Raw genomic sequence first — 20081 nt, 5'->3', positions numbered from 1 at the left:
GAGAACAAATGAGTATAAAGGAAGAAGTAGAATCTAGAAAAACTTTTGCGATTATATCTCACCCTGATGCTGGTAAAACCACTTTAACAGAAAAATTACTATTATTTGGTGGTGCAATTAGAGAAGCAGGGACAGTAAAAGGTAAAAAAAGTGGGAAATTCGCGACAAGTGACTGGATGAAAGTCGAGCAAGAACGTGGTATCTCAGTTACAAGTTCAGTTATGCAATTTGACTATGATCATTATAAAATCAATATTTTAGATACCCCTGGTCACGAAGATTTTTCTGAAGACACATACAGAACCTTAATGGCTGTTGATAGCGCAGTAATGGTTATCGACTGTGCCAAAGGTATTGAACCACAAACTTTAAAATTGTTTAAAGTTTGTAAAATGAGAGGCATACCTATTTTTACCTTTATCAATAAATTAGATAGAGTAGGTAAAGAACCATTTGAATTATTAGATGAAATTGAATCTACATTAGAAATAGAAACTTACCCAATGAATTGGCCAGTAGGTATGGGACAAAATTTCTTCGGCGTTATTGACCGCGGTACACACACAATTGAGCCATTCAGAGATGAACAAAATGTGCTTCATTTAAACGAAGATTATGAACTAGAAGAAGATCACCACATTAAAGATGATAGTGCGTTTACACAAGCAATCGAAGAATTAATGCTTGTAGAAGAAGCGGGAGAAACTTTTGATAACGAAGCATTAAGCACAGGTGATTTAACACCCGTATTCTTTGGTTCAGCATTAGCCAACTTTGGTGTGCAAAATTTCTTGAATGCTTATGTTGATCATGCACCGATGCCAAGCGCACGACAAACTAAAGAAGACATTGAAGTCAGTCCATATGACCAAGATTTTTCAGGCTTTATATTTAAAATACAAGCGAATATGGATCCAAAGCATAGAGATAGAATTGCGTTTATGCGCGTAGTCAGTGGCGCATTTGAACGTGGTATGGACGTCACGTTACAACGTACGAAAAAGAAACAAAAAATAACGCGTTCAACTTCGTTTATGGCTGATGATAAAGCGACAGTCAATCATGCAGTAGCTGGAGATATTATAGGATTGTATGATACAGGTAATTATCAAATTGGTGATACCTTGGTAGGAGGAAATCAAAAATTTAGTTTCCAAGAACTACCACAATTCACACCAGAATTATTTATGAAAGTTTCTGCTAAAAACGTGATGAAACAAAAACATTTCCATAAAGGTATAGAACAATTAGTTCAAGAAGGCGCAATTCAGTATTATAAAGCATTGCATACCAACCAAATTCTCATTGGTGCAGTAGGACAACTACAATTCGAAGTGTTTGAGCATCGTCTTAAAAATGAATATAATGTAGATGTCGTAATGGAACCTGTAGGTCCAAAAATTGCAAGATGGGTTGAAAACGAAGCAGATATTAAAGATAACATGAGTTCATCGCGTTCTATTTTAGTCAAAGACGTATATGATAATTATGTATTTTTATTTGAAAATGAATTTGCTACGAGATGGTTTGAAGAGAAATTTCCAGAAATTAAATTATACAGTTTGTTATAAAGTAATTAATTGTGTATAATACTATATTATTAATAGAATACCTATGACTTTGTAGTCAGAGGGGAGTAATTCAACTTTTTTAAAGAGATATATGAAGTAGCGATATCGTTTGAACATATCTGTTTTATATATCTTTTTAACATAGTCATTTTATCGTCATTACGAAACATGCAATGTTTCCGGTAAAATGGGCAGAATGATACTGTCGAGTGAGACCTTTGCTATAAATGTTACAAACACCAAAAATTTACAAACATACTAACGTTTTATTATATTTTAGTATGTTTGTATCATTGACGATGTGGGTAGCATTTACTTAGCTTAGGTCTCTATTTTTATGTTAAAAACTAAAGGAGTTGGCCTATATGGATCCGAGTTTAATATTACCTTATTTATGGGTGCTTGTCGTACTAGTATTTTTAGAAGGTTTATTAGCAGCAGATAATGCTGTTGTAATGGCAGTTATGGTTAAACATTTGCCACCAGAGCAACGTAAAAAAGCCTTATTTTATGGTTTGTTAGGTGCGTTTATTTTTCGTTTCATTTCTTTATTCTTAATAAGTATTATCGCACATTTTTGGTGGATACAAGCGCTAGGCGCACTTTATCTATTGTACATGTCCATTAAAAATCTCATATCCTTCTTTAAAGAGAAAGAGCATCATGTAGATGATGGTACAGACGATCACCACTTTGATGAATCTGGAGAAGAAATACATGCAAGTCCAAAAGCATTTTGGGGTACTGTGTTAAAAGTAGAATTTGCGGATATCGCGTTTGCAATCGATTCTATGTTAGCAGCACTTGCTATCGCAGTTACTTTACCTACTGTAGGTATACATTTTGGAGGCATGGACTTAGGCCAGTTTGCTGTGATGTTCTTAGGCGGTATGCTAGGTGTAATCATTATGCGTTTCGCAGCAACTTGGTTTGTCAACTTACTTAATAAATATCCTGGCTTAGAAGGTGCAGCATTTGCTATCGTTGGATGGGTAGGTATTAAATTGGTTATTATGGTACTCGCACATCCTGATATTAAAATATTGCCAGAGCATTTCCCACATAGTATTGCATGGCAATCTATCTTCTGGACAGTTATGATTGTACTTGTCATCATTGGTTGGTTGACTTCTGTCAAAAATAATAAAAAAGAAAATAAATAATATATTTAGCTTGTAAACAACGCAATAATAGGGTGTCATATCAAATAGGTGTGAATATCTATACTAAGCATATTTTAGTTTAGTTAACCACTGGTAAAGACCTTATTTGATACGAAGCTATTTATTTGGAACTGTGTCTGATCAAGTGGACAATTAAATAATTAAAGTTTTTAGCAAGGCTGATTTCATATCATTTATGAGGTCAGCCATTTTTAATATCATGCATCTATAAAGAAAAATAGAACGGTAGTTTTTCTTATCACATATATGTAGTAAAATTAGAATTTTTTGTTACAAGGGTCTATAATCTGTAGTATGCTATTTTTATATGACAAAATAGAGCAGAAAAATGATATATGATATGTCATAATATAGTTATAATAAAGAAGTATTAGGGGGGATTATTGTGACGCAAAATAAAAAACATGTCATCCCAAAAGGGAAATACGGTCGTAAGCGACGCGAATATTTTCATAATGAGGAACGGGAGCAGCGTGTCCAACAAGAGCGTAAAGCTAGAAAACAGCGTGAAGAAAGAGCTGAAATTCTTGCTAAAAACAATGAAGAACGTGTTAAAGAAAACCTGAGAAAGGCACGCATAGAAAAACTTACACAAGAAGAAATTCAGCAACAACAAGCAACTGCTGCTGCGCGTAATTCAACATATTCACAAGGAGAAACCACTGATCAGCAAATCCCTTTAGATGATACATTTAATGAAGCATCAAAGCAAATTGACAACGAGGATAAACATGCAACAGATAAACAGCCATCAAAACTTACCGTTGATAATCAAGGCAGTGGTTTGAATCAAGATGAACCGAACATACAAGATACACAGCTAAAAAAAGAACAAGAGGAGCACTTTTATTCAGAAAATGCACAACAGTCTAGAGTTGATCATTATTTAAATGATGATGAAAATAAGACTCAACCTCATAACCCAAAATTAGAGGAATCAGAGCAACTGCATCAATCTAAATCAGAAACTGAAACTAAAGGTGAACAACGTACTACAGAAAAGGTAAGGACGTTTTTTATTGAGCATTGGGCTAAAATTTTAATCGTTGTTGCAATTATTGTGCTATTAATATTAATACAAGCAATATTTAAAAATGTTGATGATAATGGCAGTTCAAATCACAATGCTTTCAATGATACTCAAGATACAGACAAAACATACACAACAACAATGAAAAGTGCAAATAACGCAATTCATTCCGTAGTAACTGTTGAAAATGACACAAGTAATGATACAACCTCTGCTGAAAAAGAGACACAAGAAGCAGGAAAAGAGAATGAATTAGGTTCAGGTGTCGTCTACAAAAAAGTGGGCGACTCTATTTTTATTATGACGAACGCACATGTTGTTGGAGATAAAAAAGAGCAAAAGATTACATATGGCAACGATGATTATTCAATTGGGAAGGTGATTGGAGCAGATAAATACTCAGATATCGCTGTGGTTAAAGCCAAAGTTAAATCAGATAGTGACGTTAAACCAATTAAAATGGGAGATTCTAGTAAATTAGTGTTAGGAGAACCTATTATAGTAGTTGGAAATCCATTAGGTGTAGATTTTAAAGGCAGTATATCAAATGGCATTGTTTCAGGACTAAATCGACATATTCCAGTTGATATTGACAAAGACAATCAATATGATGTATTGATGAGTGCTTTTCAAATGGATGCACCAGTCAACCCAGGTAATTCTGGTGGCGCAGTTATTGATAGAGAGAGTAAATTGGTCGGCATAGCGTCTCTGAAAATAGACATGGACAATGTGGAAGGTATAGCCTTTGCGATTCCTATTAATGATGCTGAAAGTATTGCTAAGCAACTAGAAGATAAAGGTGAAGTTAAATATCCTAATACGGGTATCACAATTGCCAATATAGGCGACATTAATGACTCGACAAAACAATCCATTAATCTACCTGATGATGTAAATAAAGGTGTATTTATAGGGGAAGTAAAAAAAGATTCATTAGCTGAAAAATCTGGGTTGCAAAAAAATGATGTCATAGTAGAATTAGATGGTAAAGAATTAGAAGATAATCTTAGATATAGACAAATTATTTTTAGCCATAAAGATGATTTGAAAACATTGCCAGCCAAAATATATAGAGATGGCAAAGAAAAGGATATTAAGATTAAACTGAAATAACGTTGAGGTGATGAAACGTTGTCCATTTTCAATCAATTGTTAAAAAAATCAAGTCCTCAACAAGGGATTGTGATGTATTATATAGTGGCGATTATTGTAGCATTTTTAATGCTTAATTTGCCTTTTGTACATAAATCCAATATAACGGTTGACCCAATTGATTCATTGTTTGTTGCGGTATCTGGCGTGAGTGTAACAGGCTTATCACCTGTTAATATAATCGATACATACACGACATTCGGTCAGATTATTATAATGATTATACTCAATATGGGCGGCATTGGTGTTATGGCTATCGGTACCATGTTGTGGGTTGTATTAGGTAAACATATTGGTATGCGTGAGCGTCAATTAATTATGCTAGATAATAATAAACATACAATGAGTGGAACTGTAAAATTGATTTTAGATATCGTTCGTACAATTTTAATCATAGAACTTGTGGGTGCATCGTTATTAGCATTTTATTTTTACAGAGATACGCCAGATATTCAATATGCAATTATGCAAGGTATGTTTGTATCCGTATCTGCAACAACAAACGGTGGACTTGATATTACTGGGCAATCACTCATACCGTATGCAAATGACTATTTTGTGCAAACAATAGTAATGTTTTTAATTATGTTAGGTTCCATAGGCTTTCCAGTCCTATTAGAAGTGAAAGCGTATATTAAAAATAGAATACCAAATTTTAGATTTTCATTATTTGCCAAGATTACAACGGTAACTTATTTTGCGTTATTTATTTTTGGTGTATTAATCATATTATTATTAGAACATAATCAAGCATTTCAAAATATGAGTTGGCATAAGTCATTATTTTACGCATTATTTCAATCAGCAACAACAAGAAGTGCTGGTTTACAGACATTGGATGTAAGTGGATTTGGTGAAGGTACTAATATAGTGATGGGTATCCTAATGTTTATAGGATCTTCACCAAGCTCGGTTGGCGGTGGTATTCGAACTACGACCTTTGCTATTTTAATATTGTTTTTATTAAACTTTAGTAATCAACCAGAAAAAACATCTATCAAAGCCTTTAATCGCGAAATTCATATCACAGATGTTCAGCGTTCCTTTGCTGTATTTATCATGGCTAGTATACTGACATTCGCGAGCATGATATTTATACTCGTTGTAGAAAATGGTAAAGTATCATTTTTACAAGCGTTTTTTGAGGTTATGTCAGCGTTTGGAACCTGCGGACTGTCTTTGGGTATCACAGATGATGTTAATGATATGACCAAAGGTGTGTTAATGCTATTAATGTTAATCGGACGCGTTGGTTTAATTAGTTTTATTATTATGATCGGTGGACGTAGAGAACCTGATAAATTTCATTATCCTAAAGAACGTATACAAATCGGCTAATTATAAAAATTATTTTAAAGAGCAAAGTGGATTGTGTCAGTTTGTATAATGATCAGCGCCAGTACATCTCATCATTGATGTATTGGCGCTTTTATATTGTGGACTAAATTGAAAATTAAACTGCTATATATAACTTGAAAAAATTCTAGCATTATTATTTCAAGCTATTTTAGAAACGTGTTAGACTAGTGTTAATGAGGGGAGAGGCGTATGAAAAAAAGTGAAAAAATTGCAATAGATATCATTACTACTTCCGATATGCATAGTTATTTTCAAAGCGGTGAAAATAATTCAAATATTTATAGAGCAGGCTCCTATGTTAAAGATGTAAGAGAAACGAATGACCATGTCATTTTATTAGATAGTGGCGGTAGTTTAGCCGGCTCATTAGCAGCATTTTATTACGCTATTGTTGCACCTTATAAGCGTCATCCCATGATTAAATTAATGAACGCCATGCAGTATGACGCAAGTGGTATTAGTCCAAATGAATTTAAATTTGGCTTGTCATTCTTTTCAAGAGCCGTATCATTATCTAGATTCCCATGGCTATCTGCAAATATTGAATATAAACGTACGAAAGAACCATACTTCTCCACGCCATATACAATTAAAGAAATAGAAGGCGTTAAGATTGCAATTGTGGGTTTAACTTCAGATGGATTGATGGAACGTGAACATTTTGAGATGGAAAACGATGTACGTATTGAAAAAACATTACGTTCTTCTAAGCGATGGATTCGATTTATTCACGAAACTGAAATGCCTGACTTTTTAGTTGTTATTTATCATGGCGGACTTAATCAACTTAATAAAACATCTAATGAGCGAGAGCAACATGTGAATGAAGCAGAAAAAATTATGCAAACTTTAGGTGTTATTGATTTATTGATAACTGGACATCAACATCAAACATTTATTGGTAGGGATGATCAAACGCTTTACGTTCAAGCAGGGCAGAATGCCGAACAGCTGATTCATGTAATGATTAATTTTAAGAAACGTACAAATTCATATGAACTAGAAGATGTAAATTCCAAAATTGTGGATTTGAATGATTATCCAGAAGATGCAGCTTTATTAGATTTAACATTTTATGATAGAAAAGCAGTTTGTCACTGGAGTGAAGAGGTAATCAACGAAAAGGCAGTATCAGCATCGGTCAATGGATTAGGAGATGTGATTACTAAACCGCATCCATTTACGCAGCTATTACATGATAGTATTCGTTTGGCGTATGACTATGATATATCTTGTGTTCATTTACCTACAAGTGGTGAAAAAGGGCTCAATGGCATTATCACAAATGAAGATTTATTCAATGCGTATCCACATCCTGATGTACCAGTTGATTTAACAATGAAAGGCCAACAAATTCAAGCTATATTAGAATATTGTTATTCTCACATTGAATTCAGTCACGGTGAACTAAGTTTAACAATTGTAGATGAAACGCTATGTACTTTTTGGCAAGGGGTCGATTATACTATCGATATGAATGCCGAACCATTTAACCGCGTGACGTTAAAAAATATAAAATTAGAGCATATGTACCGTGTTAGTATGACTGATTACTGCTATAGGAATTACAAACAATATCTAGAAAATGCAGTAATCCATGAAACAGATGAAATTACCATGGTAGAATTAATCGCTAGAAATTTAAAAAATAATGATTATCAAATACAGCAAAAGCAAACATTCGATGTGAAACTTTGATATGTGAAATGTTTTGTTAATAGACAACGCGTTATGAAATAAAGGGAAATATCCAAAACTTTTAATAAAAAGTAATACATGAATAAAATAAGAGGAGCCTTAAACATTTCAAAATGTCTAAGGCTCCTCTACATCATTATTAATAGACTTGATTATCCAAGTTGGATTAGCCATGGAATATTAATAGAATAACAACTGCAACAATTTGTGCTATTACAGTCGTAGCAATTCTACGTGTATAATAATAGCTTAATGAAAGTACTAATTGAACTATAAATACGAAGAAAACAATCCACATTTTATCTAAATAGAAAAATAATGAAGCAGAACAGATTGCTGTTATTAATACACTTAACCACATAGGAATATTTAATTTTAGTAATTCTTTTTGTAGTACAGTTCTCATATAAAGTTCATGACATGGTATCACAAATAATAGAGTAACTAACATCTGCCATTTAAAGTATACACCCGTACGAGTTAATTCTTTAATCAGTGAAGCGTATTTAATATCTGGCGAGATTGCTGCTATAATAAGCTGTATAATTATAAGTACGATACCTGTAATTATACCCATACCAAGAGAAGTTAATAACCTTTTAGATTCAATATCTCTTTGGTAAAATATATAGCTAATACCTGCTATAAGCATAATGCCTGTATAAAGGTACCAATATTCTTGCTTTTCGCCCCACATAATATACAAAATAATGTGGAATACGATAAAGCTTATGATAAACCAGATTAACGCGTTTGAAATTCTATTCATATAACTATCCTTCTTGTTCGACGATTGTATATCGTTTGTGATTGATGACAGTTTTTTCAGGCAAGTCTAGATCATTAAAATTTTCCATAATTGTTAGGTCTACAATTACTGAATTATCATTAATTTTTTCTACGCGGCCTTTTAAACCGTCATAAAATTCTACTATATTTCCCACTTCTGCAACAGTCATTTTTAGTCCTCCCTAGAAATGCTAACTAGATAGTATTATACAAAAAATCTTAAGACAAATAAACAAATAACCATTAAATATATTGTTATCCTTCTTTTTTTGAAAAATATTGAGAAAATCAGTTAAATGATTGGCATTTTTTATAAAAGTATTGCATAAATAAGGTAAGGGTATATTGAGGAAAAGGAGTGCAGTAAATGAAATTTATAAGTAATCATAATATTACCGATCCCACTTTAAATTTGGCAATGGAAGAATATATTTTAAAAAATATGCCGAATGATGACAGTTATTTTCTTTTTTATATAAATCGACCTTCAATTATTATTGGTAAAAATCAAAATACAATTGAAGAAGTTAATCAACCGTATATTGATGAACACGGTATAGATGTAGTAAGACGTATCTCTGGCGGGGGCGCAGTGTACCATGATACGGGTAATTTAAATTTTAGTTTTATAACCGATGATGACGGTAATAGTTTTCATAATTTTAAAAAATTCACTGAACCTATTGTAGAAGCTTTAAAATCTCTTGGTTTAGATGCTGAAATGAGTGGTAGAAACGATATTCAAGTTGGTAACGCCAAAATATCAGGCAATGCAATGGTCAAAGTAAAAGATAGAATGTTTAGCCACGGTACATTAATGTTGAATAGCGAGCTTAACGAAGTTCAAAATGCTTTAAGAGTAAACCCAGCTAAAATTAAATCTAAAGGCATTAAATCTGTAAGAAGCCGTGTGGCAAACATTTCAGAGTTTTTAGAAGAATCGTTAGATATTGATACATTTAAAGAAATTATTTTAAAAACGATATTCGGTGAAGCTAAGCAAGTTGAAGAATATAAACTCTCGGATAAAGATTGGGAGAATATTGAGAAGTTAAGCAATGAGAAATATCGAACTTGGGAATGGAATTATGGTCGAAACCCGAAATATAATTTCGAACGAGAAGAAAAATTTGAAAAAGGTTTTGTACAAATTAAATTAGATGTTAAAAAAGGTAGAATCGAACATGCTAAAATTTTTGGTGATTTCTTTGGCGTGGGGGATGTTACTGAATTAGAACACGCTTTAGAAGGCACATTACATGATTTTGACAGTATTGAAGAAGCATTAGCAGATTATGATATTTTCCATTATTTCGGTGATATTGACCGACACGAACTGATTAGATTAATGTCATAAATAAATACAACATCGAAAAAAGGTCTATTCTCTAACTTTAAATAATTAGTGAATAGACCTTAATTTAAATGAACTTCTAATAAATTAGCCAACGAGATATTCCTCCAAATTTTTGTATTCTTCAGTATAACGTTTGAAATCATTCTCGTTTTTATTTTTAAGAGCGTTATCTATCAGATTTTCTAGTTGCTGTTTACGTACATTCCTTAATGATTCGTCAATGATTAATTCAATACCTAAGTCGTTAATTGTTGATACAAAAGACTCTAATGTATTGTATTTCACATGTGTATTATGTTTCATTGAAAACACAACCTCTCTATCTATATTTACGTACAGTATACAAGGTTTTGAATCCTAAATCAACGAATATTCTGACTTTTCTGGAAAAATTAGTGTAAAATGCAACTTTCAGTAATTTAAAAATAGAAAAAGTTTCGCACCTAAAATTTAATTGCAGAAAATTTATAAAATATTTTATAATATAAGTTGATTTTAAATTGGTGTTGGTATATTATTTGAGTATCACCAAATTTTGCAAGGAGGTCACAACTATGAATCAACCGTACATTATTAAAAAAGGTGATATGGCATTACAACCTTGCCATCTAGCTATTGGACAATATGAAGGAACGCGCGTACTAAGGTATAAAGAAGATGAAGATGTGATTAAAGAACGTACACATAAAATTATTGATCGTTCCTGTAGATTTTATGGTAGTAGTTATGTGTTTAAGAAAGAAGACACCATTCGGATCACTGGTATTAGCAGTAAACCCCCAATTCTATTTACTCCATTATTTCCCACTTATTTTTTTCCAACTCATTCTGATAGAAAAACACAAAATACATGGATTAACATCCATTATGTTCAAAGTATTAGATCATTAAAAGATAAAAAATGTAGAGTTAACTTTGTTGATAATCAGTCTATCATTGTCAGTATTTCAGCACATAGCATGCATCATCAATATTTAAATGGTATTTATTATTATTATATGATGGACAGAGCAGCTAGGGTTGCAACTTTTGATCCGGAATCTCCAATAGATTATACGAAACCACAACTTAATATATACGAAGCATTAGCTAAATACTCTTTGTTTGAAAGCAAATAGTTAAGAATTATTTAAATTATTAATGTAAAATTAGGATATGCGGAATATTATATTAATTTAGTGTAAATGTTCTGCATATTTTTTTGCAATAGTACTTGAAAATTTGTTATTAATTGATATAATAATATTTGTGCTTGATTAGAGATACAAATTAATCCACAGTAGCTCAGTGGTAGAGCTATCGGCTGTTAACCGATCGGTCGTAGGTTCGAGTCCTACCTGTGGAGCCATTGGAAACGTACTCAAGTTGGCTGAAGAGGCGCCCCTGCTAAGGGTGTAGGTCGCGAGAGCGGCGCGAGGGTTCGAATCCCTCCGTTTCCGTAATAACGCAAAATTCTTTAAAATTCTATTTTACAGAATGCCTTAAGAACGTTGATATATCAGCGTTCTTTTTATTTTGTCTAAAATTCTCTATTTGGATGTTTTTAAATTTACTCATTTTAGATCTTAAATTTTTCTGTATTGTTAAGCTTTTCTATTATTTTTATTAAAAGAGATATTTTATGTATTTCTTAGATGTGCTGCACCTCGACCATATATACTAAATAATAAAAAAGGCAGTAAAGACTGCCTTTTTAAAACTATTTAGGGTCTAATTCAAAAATAACTTTTTCATTAGATAAATCTAAAAATTGTTCATATTCTAATTCTATTTTTTCTGGGTTGCCATTAATAGCGAATCCAGATGATCCGTCTATACTTCTTCCAGGCGACAAGCCATCAAGTAACTCATCATCGACAGGGTAAGATTTAGCTTGTTTTCCATCGGTGTAAACTTTTACATCTCCACCAACTGGGATATCGTCACCGCTATTATTTTTAACTGTCATATCAACTTTTAAAATTTTATCTGCTTCAATATCTTCGTCAGCAAATTCGTTTCTTTCATCAGTGTAATATGCATCATTTAAAGTGAATTCTACATCTTTTACTTTAACAGTATCTCCAACATGTTTGATTTCAGTATCATCATCTTTATCTAAGGTATTTTCTTCATTAACATTTTTATCTACTTCATTTACCATGGTTGCTGAACATGCAGCAAAAATAATACCCATAATAATTATGAAAACTAGACAACCGCCACAGCCCCAAAACCATTTCTTTTTCTTGCCTTTCTTCTGCTCCTCTTTGTACTGTTCAAACTGTTGCTGCTGCCTTGCTAATTGCTCTTCCAAAGAAATATCGTTTTGTTCCTTTGCCATTATGTCATTTCCTCCCAAATAATAAATTTATGCTATAAAAACACATTAATATTATTATACGAAAAATAAATAATTATTTGTAGTATGCATAGCAATATATTATTTAACATTTACACAATATTGGGTTTAATATACATAAAATTGAAAAGGTTGTTTAATTAATAACTACCATCATATAAATATAATTTATATTTCATTCTCTAATAGCGTAATGTCTTGAAATTATACTTTACAGAAGAATCAAAGTATTGTTAAATTGATTTTAAATTATATACATTTTGCTGAAAGGCCTTAATGATATGTTAGAAAGAAATGGTTAATTCTAAGACTGAGAATTTCACTTTTAATCCAAGATTGCAATGTGGCATTTAAATTGACTCCGAATATGCTCGTAGATAATTAAAACCAAGTTTGAAAAATTCAATTATAGAAAGATTATTTCTCTGACTATACGTAAAACAACCGCTCGTACCCATATTGATTATGCCAACAGGGTATAAGCGGTTGCCTACATTTGTTCTTGAAGTTTCGTGCAATTTATTTCGTAAATTTATTTTGATTTATTTTTGATTAAATTTCTAATTCCTTTAACAATATAGCCTACAATAAGGGTTCTAAAAATGCGTTTAATAATGTTCATAAGTTTAACCTCCTAGCCAATAAAAAATCACTCATTTATATACAACTACTATACCCTGTTTAAGACAGTGTAAATAAAGATAGGGAATTTTTTAGAAAGTTAAATGCGGGTTACTTTTCAAGCGTGATTAGACCGTTTTCATCTGCTTTGTTGAAGAAAATCGTTAGCATACCGCTAATTATAGCGATAATGTAAGGGATGCCAGTCCAGAAAAATATTAAATGAATAATACCTTGTAGTAATTGATTTGAATAAAATTTGTGTATACCACACCAGCCTAACAAAAACGCGAGTACAACATATATAACTTTATTTACTTTCATTAGTATAATGTCCTTTCCTTTAATTGATTGATTTAATTATCTCTTATATCACGCATTAGGACAAATAAAACAATATGAAAAAGTATATAGGGCACCGTTATGATTACTTCAAATTTTCACATGGATTCGTATATAATAGAATTAATAGTTGGATTAACATAAAGGAGAAATTAAAATGATTAGAAAAGCGAAGCCTTATGATAAAAAAGAAATAGCAGAATTATGTTATATCATCTGGAGTCAATTAGATATAGATATGGTAAAGGAAGTAGAAAAGTCTCGCTTACTTAATATAATGAAACAAAGTATGGTCGACGTAAAATATAGGGGGCACATTAGTAATGTTTGGGTATATGAAATAGATGGTCATATTGCAGGGTGTTTGATAGCCTATCCAGGGGATCAAGAATTAGAACTTGAGCAAGCGTGGTTAGAACTAAACGTAGATGAAGATATTAAAGCTTATGGCACGCCTATGCCAATGAAAGAAGCTAATGATGACGAATGGTATATTGAAACTGTCGCAACGTTCCCTCAATATCGTGGAAATGGTGTAGCAACAAAATTAATTAAACATGTATTAGATAATAATCCAAACGAAAAATGGAGTTTAAATTGTGATGTAGAAAATATAGCAGCGTTGCATGTATATGAGAAATTAGGGTTCCAAATCATGAGTGAATTTGATTTATATGGTCATATGCATTATCACTTAGTATATACTCAATCTTAAAATAATTGTAACAAAAAATCGCTCTTCAAATGAATGAAGAACGACTTTGAATTCAAGCTATTCAATTTAGTGTCTTAATATTAGATACCGCCTAGCAATGCGCTAATATAGATACCTAAAGCATAAAGGACACCAAAGAATGTATTGGTTTTTCCTGTTGCTGCCATTGCAGGCATCATTGATGTAGGGGTATCATTCTTTTTAAATCTACGAACTGCTTTTATTGGCATTGGGAAGGATAGTAAAGCAATTAAGAAAAAGATTGAACCGCCTGGTTTAAAGAATGTAATATAGATAACTAGCAAATAAGCGATGATATACATTAATGCTAAAAAGCGCACAGCATTATTTTTTCCTAATAAAATAGGTAAAGTTTTGCGACCACTTTCTTTATCTTTAACGCGGTCACGGATATTGTTTGCTAAATTGATCAGACCAATCGTAATTACAATCGGAATACTTATCCATATCGCTAGACTCTGTACATTTCCAGTTTGGATAAAGAATGAAATTAGGATAATAATCATTCCCATAAACAAACCAGAGAAAATCTCACCAAAAGGTGTCCATGATATTGGAAAAGGGCCGCCCGTATATAAGTAACCTACAGCCATACATATTAAGCCGATTGGTAGCAACCAGTAAGAACTTTGCGTTGCAATAAACAAGCCAAGTATCGCAGCGATAATATAAAAGGCAATAGCTAAATTCATGACGAGTTTTGGACTCATGCCGTTTCTCACAATGGCGCCGCCTATGCCTACCGAAGTGTGGTCATCTAAGCCTTTTTTAAAATCATAATATTCGTTAAACATATTTGTTGCTGCTTGTATAAGTAAGCAAGCAATTAACATAGCCACGAATAAACTAAGTTTTAGATGATCTTCACTGCCTAACAAGAAAATCTTTGCGGTAGCAGTACCTACTAATACTGGTACAACTGCAGCGGTCAACGTATGTGGTCTCATTAAATGCCAGTATTTTCTGACAGTTGAATATTGTTGGTATTGAGATGCCATAATTTTTTACCTCGAATCCTTTTAATGTAATAAATTTTTATCAAATTTATTTTAATAGAAGAAGGGGTAAAGGTCAAATTACGTAAAAATGTCTGTATGAAATAAGCTGAAAAGCGTACATGGATTTTGAAAAGTGGTACAATATTATAATGAGTGTAAACTGATAATGAAAGAAGTGAAATAGATGACTTTAGATGTCAAGGAAAGTGAAATTGTCGAAGCGGTATACGAAAGTAACCAAACTTGGGTTTCTGTAGAAGCAAAATTAGATTATGAATTAGATCCTACAATATTATTTCATGTAACCGAAGATTGTGCAGGAGACCGTTTCTATTTCAAGAAAAATGACAACGAAACTTCATTCTTTGGCTATCATGCTATTAAGAGATTTAAAAATGATTTTGAAAATAAGCAATCTATTTTCCGCGAGTGGGAAAAATATAAGAATGATATTGAATTAATACATCCAAGCTCCGAGAAACATCATTTGAAAATATGTGGTGGTTTTCAATTTTCATCACATAAATCAGGGGATGAATGGCGCGAATTTGGTATTAATCATTTTGTCTTACCAGAAGTGTTGGTGACGATGGAACAAGGAAAAACATTTATCACATATACTGTAGAATCCGAGAACTTTGAAATAGATGCTTTCTTAGCAATTATTGATAAGCTTACTCAAAAAGATATACAGCTAAATGACAAAATAGGAGATATTAAGCGGATCGATGACATTTATAAAGATGAATGGCGTGATCTAGTTAAAGACACAATTGATATTTTAGACGAAAATAAAAAAATTGTACTTGCAAGAAAACGACTGATTATATTTGATAAGAACGTCAATATCTCATACATCTTAAACAGAGCAATACAGGGTGAACATAATAGTTATTTATTTGTATTAGAATCGCAAGATAGTGTGTTCTTTTCACAGACACCTGAACAGTTAATGGAAGTAAGCGATGATGTTTTATCTACAAAAGCAGTTGCTGGTACAATTAAGAGAACACATCAAGAAGAAATAGATAAAGCAAATATAGATGCATTTTTAAATGATGAAAAAAATTTAAATGAACATCGTTTCGTAGTTGAAAGTATTTTAAATGATATTAAACCTTATGTAGAACAAATTACTTTCAATGAAAAACCACAAATTTTAACGAATGATCATTTATATCATTTATACACTAAAATTAAGGGCCGCTTAACCAAGACATCTTATATTGGCTTACTAGATAACTTACATCCTACGCCAGCATTAGGTGGTTACCCTAAGGACGAAGCAATTTCTTATATTGAGCAGTATGAATTTGGTACAAGAGGTCTATATGGTGCGCCAGTTGGCTATATAGATATGTATGATAACTGCGAATTTATTGTAGCTATTAGGTCTATGTTAATTAAAAAGAACCAAGCAACATTATTTGCGGGGTGTGGCATTGTGCATAATTCTGATGCTGATAGTGAAGTAGCAGAAACTGCTGTTAAATTTAGTCCAATGATGAAAGCTTTAGGAGTAGAGAAATATGAATAATCATACAGATGCTTTAACAAAACAAGTTTTCACACTTGTTTCGGAAATATATGCATATGGCATAAGAGAAATCGTAATTAGCCCAGGGTCTCGTTCAACGCCTTTAGCAATCGCAATTGAGGCGCACCCTAAGTTAAAATCTTGGATTCATCCAGACGAACGTAGTGCTGCCTTTTTTGCTATGGGTTTAATGAAAGGCAGTGAAAGACCAGTTGCGGTTTTATGTACATCTGGCACGGCTGCTGCAAATTATACCCCAGCGATTGCAGAAAGTAATTTAAGTCATTTACCTTTAGTAGTTTTAACAAGTGATAGACCACATGAATTAAGGGGTATAGGCGCACCGCAAGCGATTAATCAGACAAATATGTTTGAAAATTATATACATTACCAATTTGATTTTCCTATAGCAGATGCTAATGAAGTGCAAGATTATATGGCTGATACTGTAAAATTTCAAATGCAAAAAGCGAGTCAATATTTATACGGCCCACACCGAGGCCCGATACATTTAAACTTACCATTTAGAGAACCTTTAACGCCTAACTTAGAAAAAGTAGAGTGGCTAACTTCAGATAACAAAATTTTGCCACATTATCAAAAAACAACGAGTATTAATGAGATAAGCACAATTATGCAAAAGCGTAAAGGGCTCATTATTGTTGGTGATATGCAACATCAAGATGTAGACCAAATTCTTACATTTGCTACGATACATGATATGCCAATTTTAGCCGATCCTTTAAGCCAATTGCGTAGGGAACATCATCCTAATGTGGTGACGACGTATGATTTATTGTATAGATCCGGATTATCAATTAATGCTGATTTTATAATACGAGTCGGTAAACCAGTCATTTCTAAAAAAGTAAATCAATGGTTAAAAGCGACTGAAGCATTTCAGATATTAGTGCAAAATAATGATCGTCCAGATGCATTTCCAAAGGTGCCTCATGTATCTTATGAAATGTCTGCTAATGATTTCTTTAGACAACTATCTGAAATACCTGCGGTTGAACGAAAAAATTGGTTGGAAAAATGGCAATCATTAGAAAAACAAGCACATATCAAAATAAAAGACCATTTAAGAACAGCAACTGACGAATCAGCATTTGTAGCTAATGTATTAGATAAATTGACAAAAGATGATGCACTATTTGTAAGTAATAGTATGCCAATCCGTGACGTTGACAATTTATTTATTGATTGTGAAGCGGAAGTTTATTCTAATCGTGGTGCTAATGGTATAGATGGCGTCGTTTCTACTGCGATTGGTATGGCAGCGCATAAACGTGTAACATTATTAATTGGTGATTTAGCATTTTATCATGATATGAATGGATTGCTAATGTCTAAATTAAATGATATTAATTTAAATATTGTCCTGTTAAATAACGATGGTGGAGGTATTTTCTCTTACTTACCACAGAAAACAGCAGCAGATAGTTATTTTGAAAGACTATTTGGTACACCGACAGGCCTGAACTTCGAACACGCTGCGTTACTCTATGATTTTACATTTAAGCGCTTTGAGTCAATAGAAATGTTTAAGTATGCAGAACTATCAAAATTTGGATCTCATATCTATGAGATTATGACAAATCGTGACGAGAATTTAAATCAGCATCAAAATCTTTATACGAAACTGAGTGATATCATTAATGTTACATTATAAGTTTCACCAATCAAAGAAAGATACGAATCAACTATTGATTTTATTGCATGGTTTTATCAGTGACCAAACTACATTTGATGACCATATCAGTCTGTTTACTGAAGAAGTCAATGTATTAACGATTGATTTACCTGGTCACGGCCACGACCAATCAAATCAAAGTTATACATGGTGTTTTAAGTTTATTTGTGAAGAAATAAATCATACACTATCGTTATTTAATACGTATCAATTATTTTTACATGGCTATTCCATGGGTGGTAGAATAGCATTATACTATGCACTATATGGAGCATATAAATTAAACGGATTGATTTTAGAAAGTACGTCGCCCGGTATTAAAAAAGAAGAAGATCGTATTGAAAGGATTCAGGTAGACCAAGCACGTGCAAAAGTTTTGGAAATTGCAGGTTTAGAAATTTTTGTCAATGACTGGGAAAAGTTACCTTTATTTCAAACACAATATGATTTGAGCAAAACAAAGCGACAAAAAATGCGTCAGATGAGAATGCAGCAAGCGCCAATGCGTTTAGCAAAAGCATTGCGAGATTATGGAACTGGACAAATGCCCAATTTATGGCCAAAAATAAAGGATATAAACGTGTCCACATGTATCCTTGTAGGTGCTTTAGATGAAAAGTTTGTAAGCATTGGTCAGAAAATGAGTCAATTGATACCAAATAACCGTTTGTTCAAAATTGCTGATAGTGGACATACAGTACATGTGGAAGAAATGGCAGAATTTGATAAAATAGTATTAGGCTTTATTTATAAGGAGGAGCAAAATGACTAGACAATGGGAAACAATCAAAGAATATAAAGAGATTAAGTATGAATTTTATAATGGAATCGCTAAAGTAACCATTAATAGACCTGAAGTACGTAACGCATTTACACCGAACACTGTCCAAGAAATGATGGATGCATTTTCAAGAGCGCGCGATGACCAACGTATTTCAGTTATTATTTTAACTGGTGAAGGCGATAAAGCATTTTGTTCAGGCGGAGACCAAAAAGTGCGTGGCCATGGTGGTTATGTAGGCGATGATCAAGTCCCTCGTCTTAATGTATTAGACTTACAAAGACTTATCCGTATCATCCCAAAACCAGTTATTGCTATGGTTAGAGGATACGCAATCGGTGGAGGCAATGTATTGAATGTTGTTTGTGACCTAACAATCGCTGCTGATAATGCCATATTTGGCCAAACCGGTCCAAAAGTAGGATCATTTGATGCTGGTTATGGTTCAGGTTACTTAGCTCGTATTGTAGGACATAAAAAAGCACGTGAAATTTGGTACTTGTGCAGACAATATAATGCTCAAGAAGCTTTAGATATGGGCTTAGTAAATACAGTAGTGCCATTAGATGAAATAGAAGATGAAACTGTTAAATGGTGTGAAGATATCATGCAACATTCACCTACTGCATTAAGATTCTTAAAAGCTGCAATGAATGCGGATACTGACGGTTTAGCTGGGTTACAACAGATGGCCGGGGATGCTACATTACTGTATTATACAACTGACGAAGCTAAAGAAGGTAGAGACGCGTTTAAAGAAAAACGCGACCCTGATTTCGATCAATTTCCTAAATTCCCATAATTGAATCAATAAAGATTTGGTAAACCAAACGACGATTCGTTTGGTTTATTTTTTTACGAAAAATGCTTTATAATGAGAAAATTA

Annotated in this window: 19 protein-coding genes and 2 tRNA genes; 14 read left to right on the top strand and 7 right to left on the bottom strand. The window is 32.7% G+C overall.

All coding sequences use genetic code 11. The features are described 5' to 3' along the window. Positions 1-8: 8 nt before the first annotated feature. From IEU88_RS09420 to IEU88_RS09400, 5 genes are all read left to right on the top strand, one after another. The gene (locus IEU88_RS09420) at positions 9-1571 is read left to right on the top strand and encodes a peptide chain release factor 3 (RefSeq protein WP_096810458.1); all 1563 of its coding nucleotides are present in this window, start codon (positions 9-11) and stop codon (positions 1569-1571) included. Positions 1572-1936: 365 nt separating this feature from the next. Then, on the top strand, positions 1937-2734 hold the full coding sequence (locus IEU88_RS09415) for a TerC family protein (protein ID WP_096810457.1): 798 nt from the start codon (positions 1937-1939) through the stop codon (positions 2732-2734). A 406-nt stretch (positions 2735-3140) separates the two neighbouring features. Continuing rightward, positions 3141-4901: a S1C family serine protease gene (locus tag IEU88_RS09410; protein WP_103373096.1), complete on the top strand. Its 1761-nt coding sequence runs from the start codon at positions 3141-3143 to the stop codon at positions 4899-4901. A gap of 18 nt (positions 4902-4919) precedes the next feature. Beyond that, positions 4920-6278, top strand: a complete 1359-nt coding sequence (locus tag IEU88_RS09405) for a TrkH family potassium uptake protein (RefSeq protein WP_103373095.1) — start codon at positions 4920-4922, stop codon at positions 6276-6278. Positions 6279-6488: 210 nt separating this feature from the next. Further along, positions 6489-7997 carry a bifunctional metallophosphatase/5'-nucleotidase gene (locus tag IEU88_RS09400; RefSeq protein WP_096810454.1) on the top strand — a complete coding sequence of 503 codons (1509 nt, stop codon included), beginning with the start codon at positions 6489-6491 and terminating at the stop codon, positions 7995-7997. 166 nt (positions 7998-8163) lie between these two features. Here IEU88_RS09400 and IEU88_RS09395 read toward each other — a convergent pair whose 3' ends face one another. Both IEU88_RS09395 and IEU88_RS09390 read right to left on the bottom strand, forming a co-directional pair. Then, on the bottom strand, positions 8164-8766 hold the full coding sequence (locus IEU88_RS09395) for a CPBP family glutamic-type intramembrane protease (RefSeq protein ID WP_096810453.1): 603 nt from the start codon (positions 8764-8766) through the stop codon (positions 8164-8166). Positions 8767-8770: 4 nt separating this feature from the next. After that, on the bottom strand, positions 8771-8956 hold the full coding sequence (locus IEU88_RS09390; RefSeq protein ID WP_002508073.1) for a YkvS family protein: 186 nt from the start codon (positions 8954-8956) through the stop codon (positions 8771-8773). A 197-nt stretch (positions 8957-9153) separates the two neighbouring features. On the opposite strand from IEU88_RS09390, the gene lplA reads away from it, so the two are divergent. Beyond that, positions 9154-10143 carry a lipoate--protein ligase gene (gene lplA, locus IEU88_RS09385; RefSeq protein ID WP_115359575.1) on the top strand — a complete coding sequence of 330 codons (990 nt, stop codon included), beginning with the start codon at positions 9154-9156 and terminating at the stop codon, positions 10141-10143. An 84-nt stretch (positions 10144-10227) separates the two neighbouring features. Here the strand turns inward: lplA and IEU88_RS09380 are convergent, their stop codons facing one another. Further along, a complete protein-coding gene (locus IEU88_RS09380) occupies positions 10228-10446 on the bottom strand; it encodes an IDEAL domain-containing protein (RefSeq protein ID WP_096810451.1) in 219 nt (72 codons plus the stop codon). A 251-nt stretch (positions 10447-10697) separates the two neighbouring features. Between IEU88_RS09380 and IEU88_RS09375 the strand changes: the two genes are divergently transcribed. From IEU88_RS09375 to IEU88_RS09365, 3 genes are all read left to right on the top strand, one after another. Continuing rightward, the gene (locus IEU88_RS09375) at positions 10698-11261 is read left to right on the top strand and encodes a competence protein ComK (RefSeq protein WP_096810450.1); all 564 of its coding nucleotides are present in this window, start codon (positions 10698-10700) and stop codon (positions 11259-11261) included. Between the two features lie 155 nt (positions 11262-11416). Continuing rightward, positions 11417-11491: transfer RNA gene (locus IEU88_RS09370), tRNA-Asn, on the top strand. 2 nt (positions 11492-11493) lie between these two features. Then, positions 11494-11582, top strand: a tRNA-Ser gene (locus IEU88_RS09365). Between the two features lie 260 nt (positions 11583-11842). On the opposite strand, the gene IEU88_RS09360 is transcribed toward IEU88_RS09365, so the two are convergent. The 3 genes from IEU88_RS09360 to IEU88_RS09355 all read right to left on the bottom strand — a co-directional run bounded on the left by IEU88_RS09360 (position 11843) and on the right by IEU88_RS09355 (position 13429). Beyond that, positions 11843-12466, bottom strand: a complete 624-nt coding sequence (locus tag IEU88_RS09360) for a DUF4352 domain-containing protein (protein WP_103373396.1) — start codon at positions 12464-12466, stop codon at positions 11843-11845. A gap of 550 nt (positions 12467-13016) precedes the next feature. Then, positions 13017-13106 (bottom strand): SAR1012 family small protein, encoded by a 90-nt coding sequence (locus tag IEU88_RS13770; RefSeq protein ID WP_249776154.1) that lies wholly within the window; start codon positions 13104-13106, stop codon positions 13017-13019. Between the two features lie 110 nt (positions 13107-13216). Further along, on the bottom strand, positions 13217-13429 hold the full coding sequence (locus IEU88_RS09355; RefSeq protein ID WP_103373397.1) for a TM2 domain-containing protein: 213 nt from the start codon (positions 13427-13429) through the stop codon (positions 13217-13219). A 175-nt stretch (positions 13430-13604) separates the two neighbouring features. Here IEU88_RS09355 and IEU88_RS09350 point away from each other — a divergent pair, with 175 nt between their 5' ends. After that, entirely contained in the window at positions 13605-14162 is a 558-nt protein-coding gene (locus IEU88_RS09350) for a GNAT family N-acetyltransferase (RefSeq protein WP_096810447.1), read from the top strand. An 80-nt stretch (positions 14163-14242) separates the two neighbouring features. On the opposite strand, the gene IEU88_RS09345 is transcribed toward IEU88_RS09350, so the two are convergent. Further along, positions 14243-15181, bottom strand: coding sequence for a 1,4-dihydroxy-2-naphthoate polyprenyltransferase (locus tag IEU88_RS09345; RefSeq protein ID WP_103373398.1), 939 nt, complete (start codon positions 15179-15181; stop codon positions 14243-14245). Positions 15182-15365: 184 nt separating this feature from the next. On the opposite strand from IEU88_RS09345, the gene IEU88_RS09340 reads away from it, so the two are divergent. The 4 genes from IEU88_RS09340 to menB are packed head-to-tail and all read left to right on the top strand — an operon-like array spanning position 15366 to position 19997. Further along, positions 15366-16718, top strand: coding sequence for an isochorismate synthase (locus IEU88_RS09340; RefSeq protein ID WP_103373399.1), 1353 nt, complete (start codon positions 15366-15368; stop codon positions 16716-16718). Continuing rightward, on the top strand, positions 16711-18393 hold the full coding sequence (gene menD / locus IEU88_RS09335; RefSeq protein ID WP_096810444.1) for a 2-succinyl-5-enolpyruvyl-6-hydroxy-3-cyclohexene-1-carboxylic-acid synthase: 1683 nt from the start codon (positions 16711-16713) through the stop codon (positions 18391-18393). The genes IEU88_RS09340 and menD overlap by 8 nt, the downstream gene beginning before the upstream one ends. Continuing rightward, positions 18380-19186 carry a 2-succinyl-6-hydroxy-2,4-cyclohexadiene-1-carboxylate synthase gene (gene menH, locus IEU88_RS09330; RefSeq protein ID WP_096810443.1) on the top strand — a complete coding sequence of 269 codons (807 nt, stop codon included), beginning with the start codon at positions 18380-18382 and terminating at the stop codon, positions 19184-19186. Before menD ends, menH begins: the two co-directional genes overlap by 14 nt. After that, positions 19179-19997, top strand: a complete 819-nt coding sequence (gene menB, locus IEU88_RS09325) for a 1,4-dihydroxy-2-naphthoyl-CoA synthase (protein WP_096810442.1) — start codon at positions 19179-19181, stop codon at positions 19995-19997. The genes menH and menB overlap by 8 nt, the downstream gene beginning before the upstream one ends. Positions 19998-20081: the final 84 nt, after the last annotated feature.

The organism is Staphylococcus nepalensis, assembly GCF_014635045.1.
GTDB classification, from domain to species: Bacteria; Bacillota; Bacilli; order Staphylococcales; family Staphylococcaceae; genus Staphylococcus; species Staphylococcus nepalensis.
The sequence above is the reverse complement of the archived record's forward strand: the minus strand, read 5'-3'. Positions and strand labels throughout refer to the sequence as shown.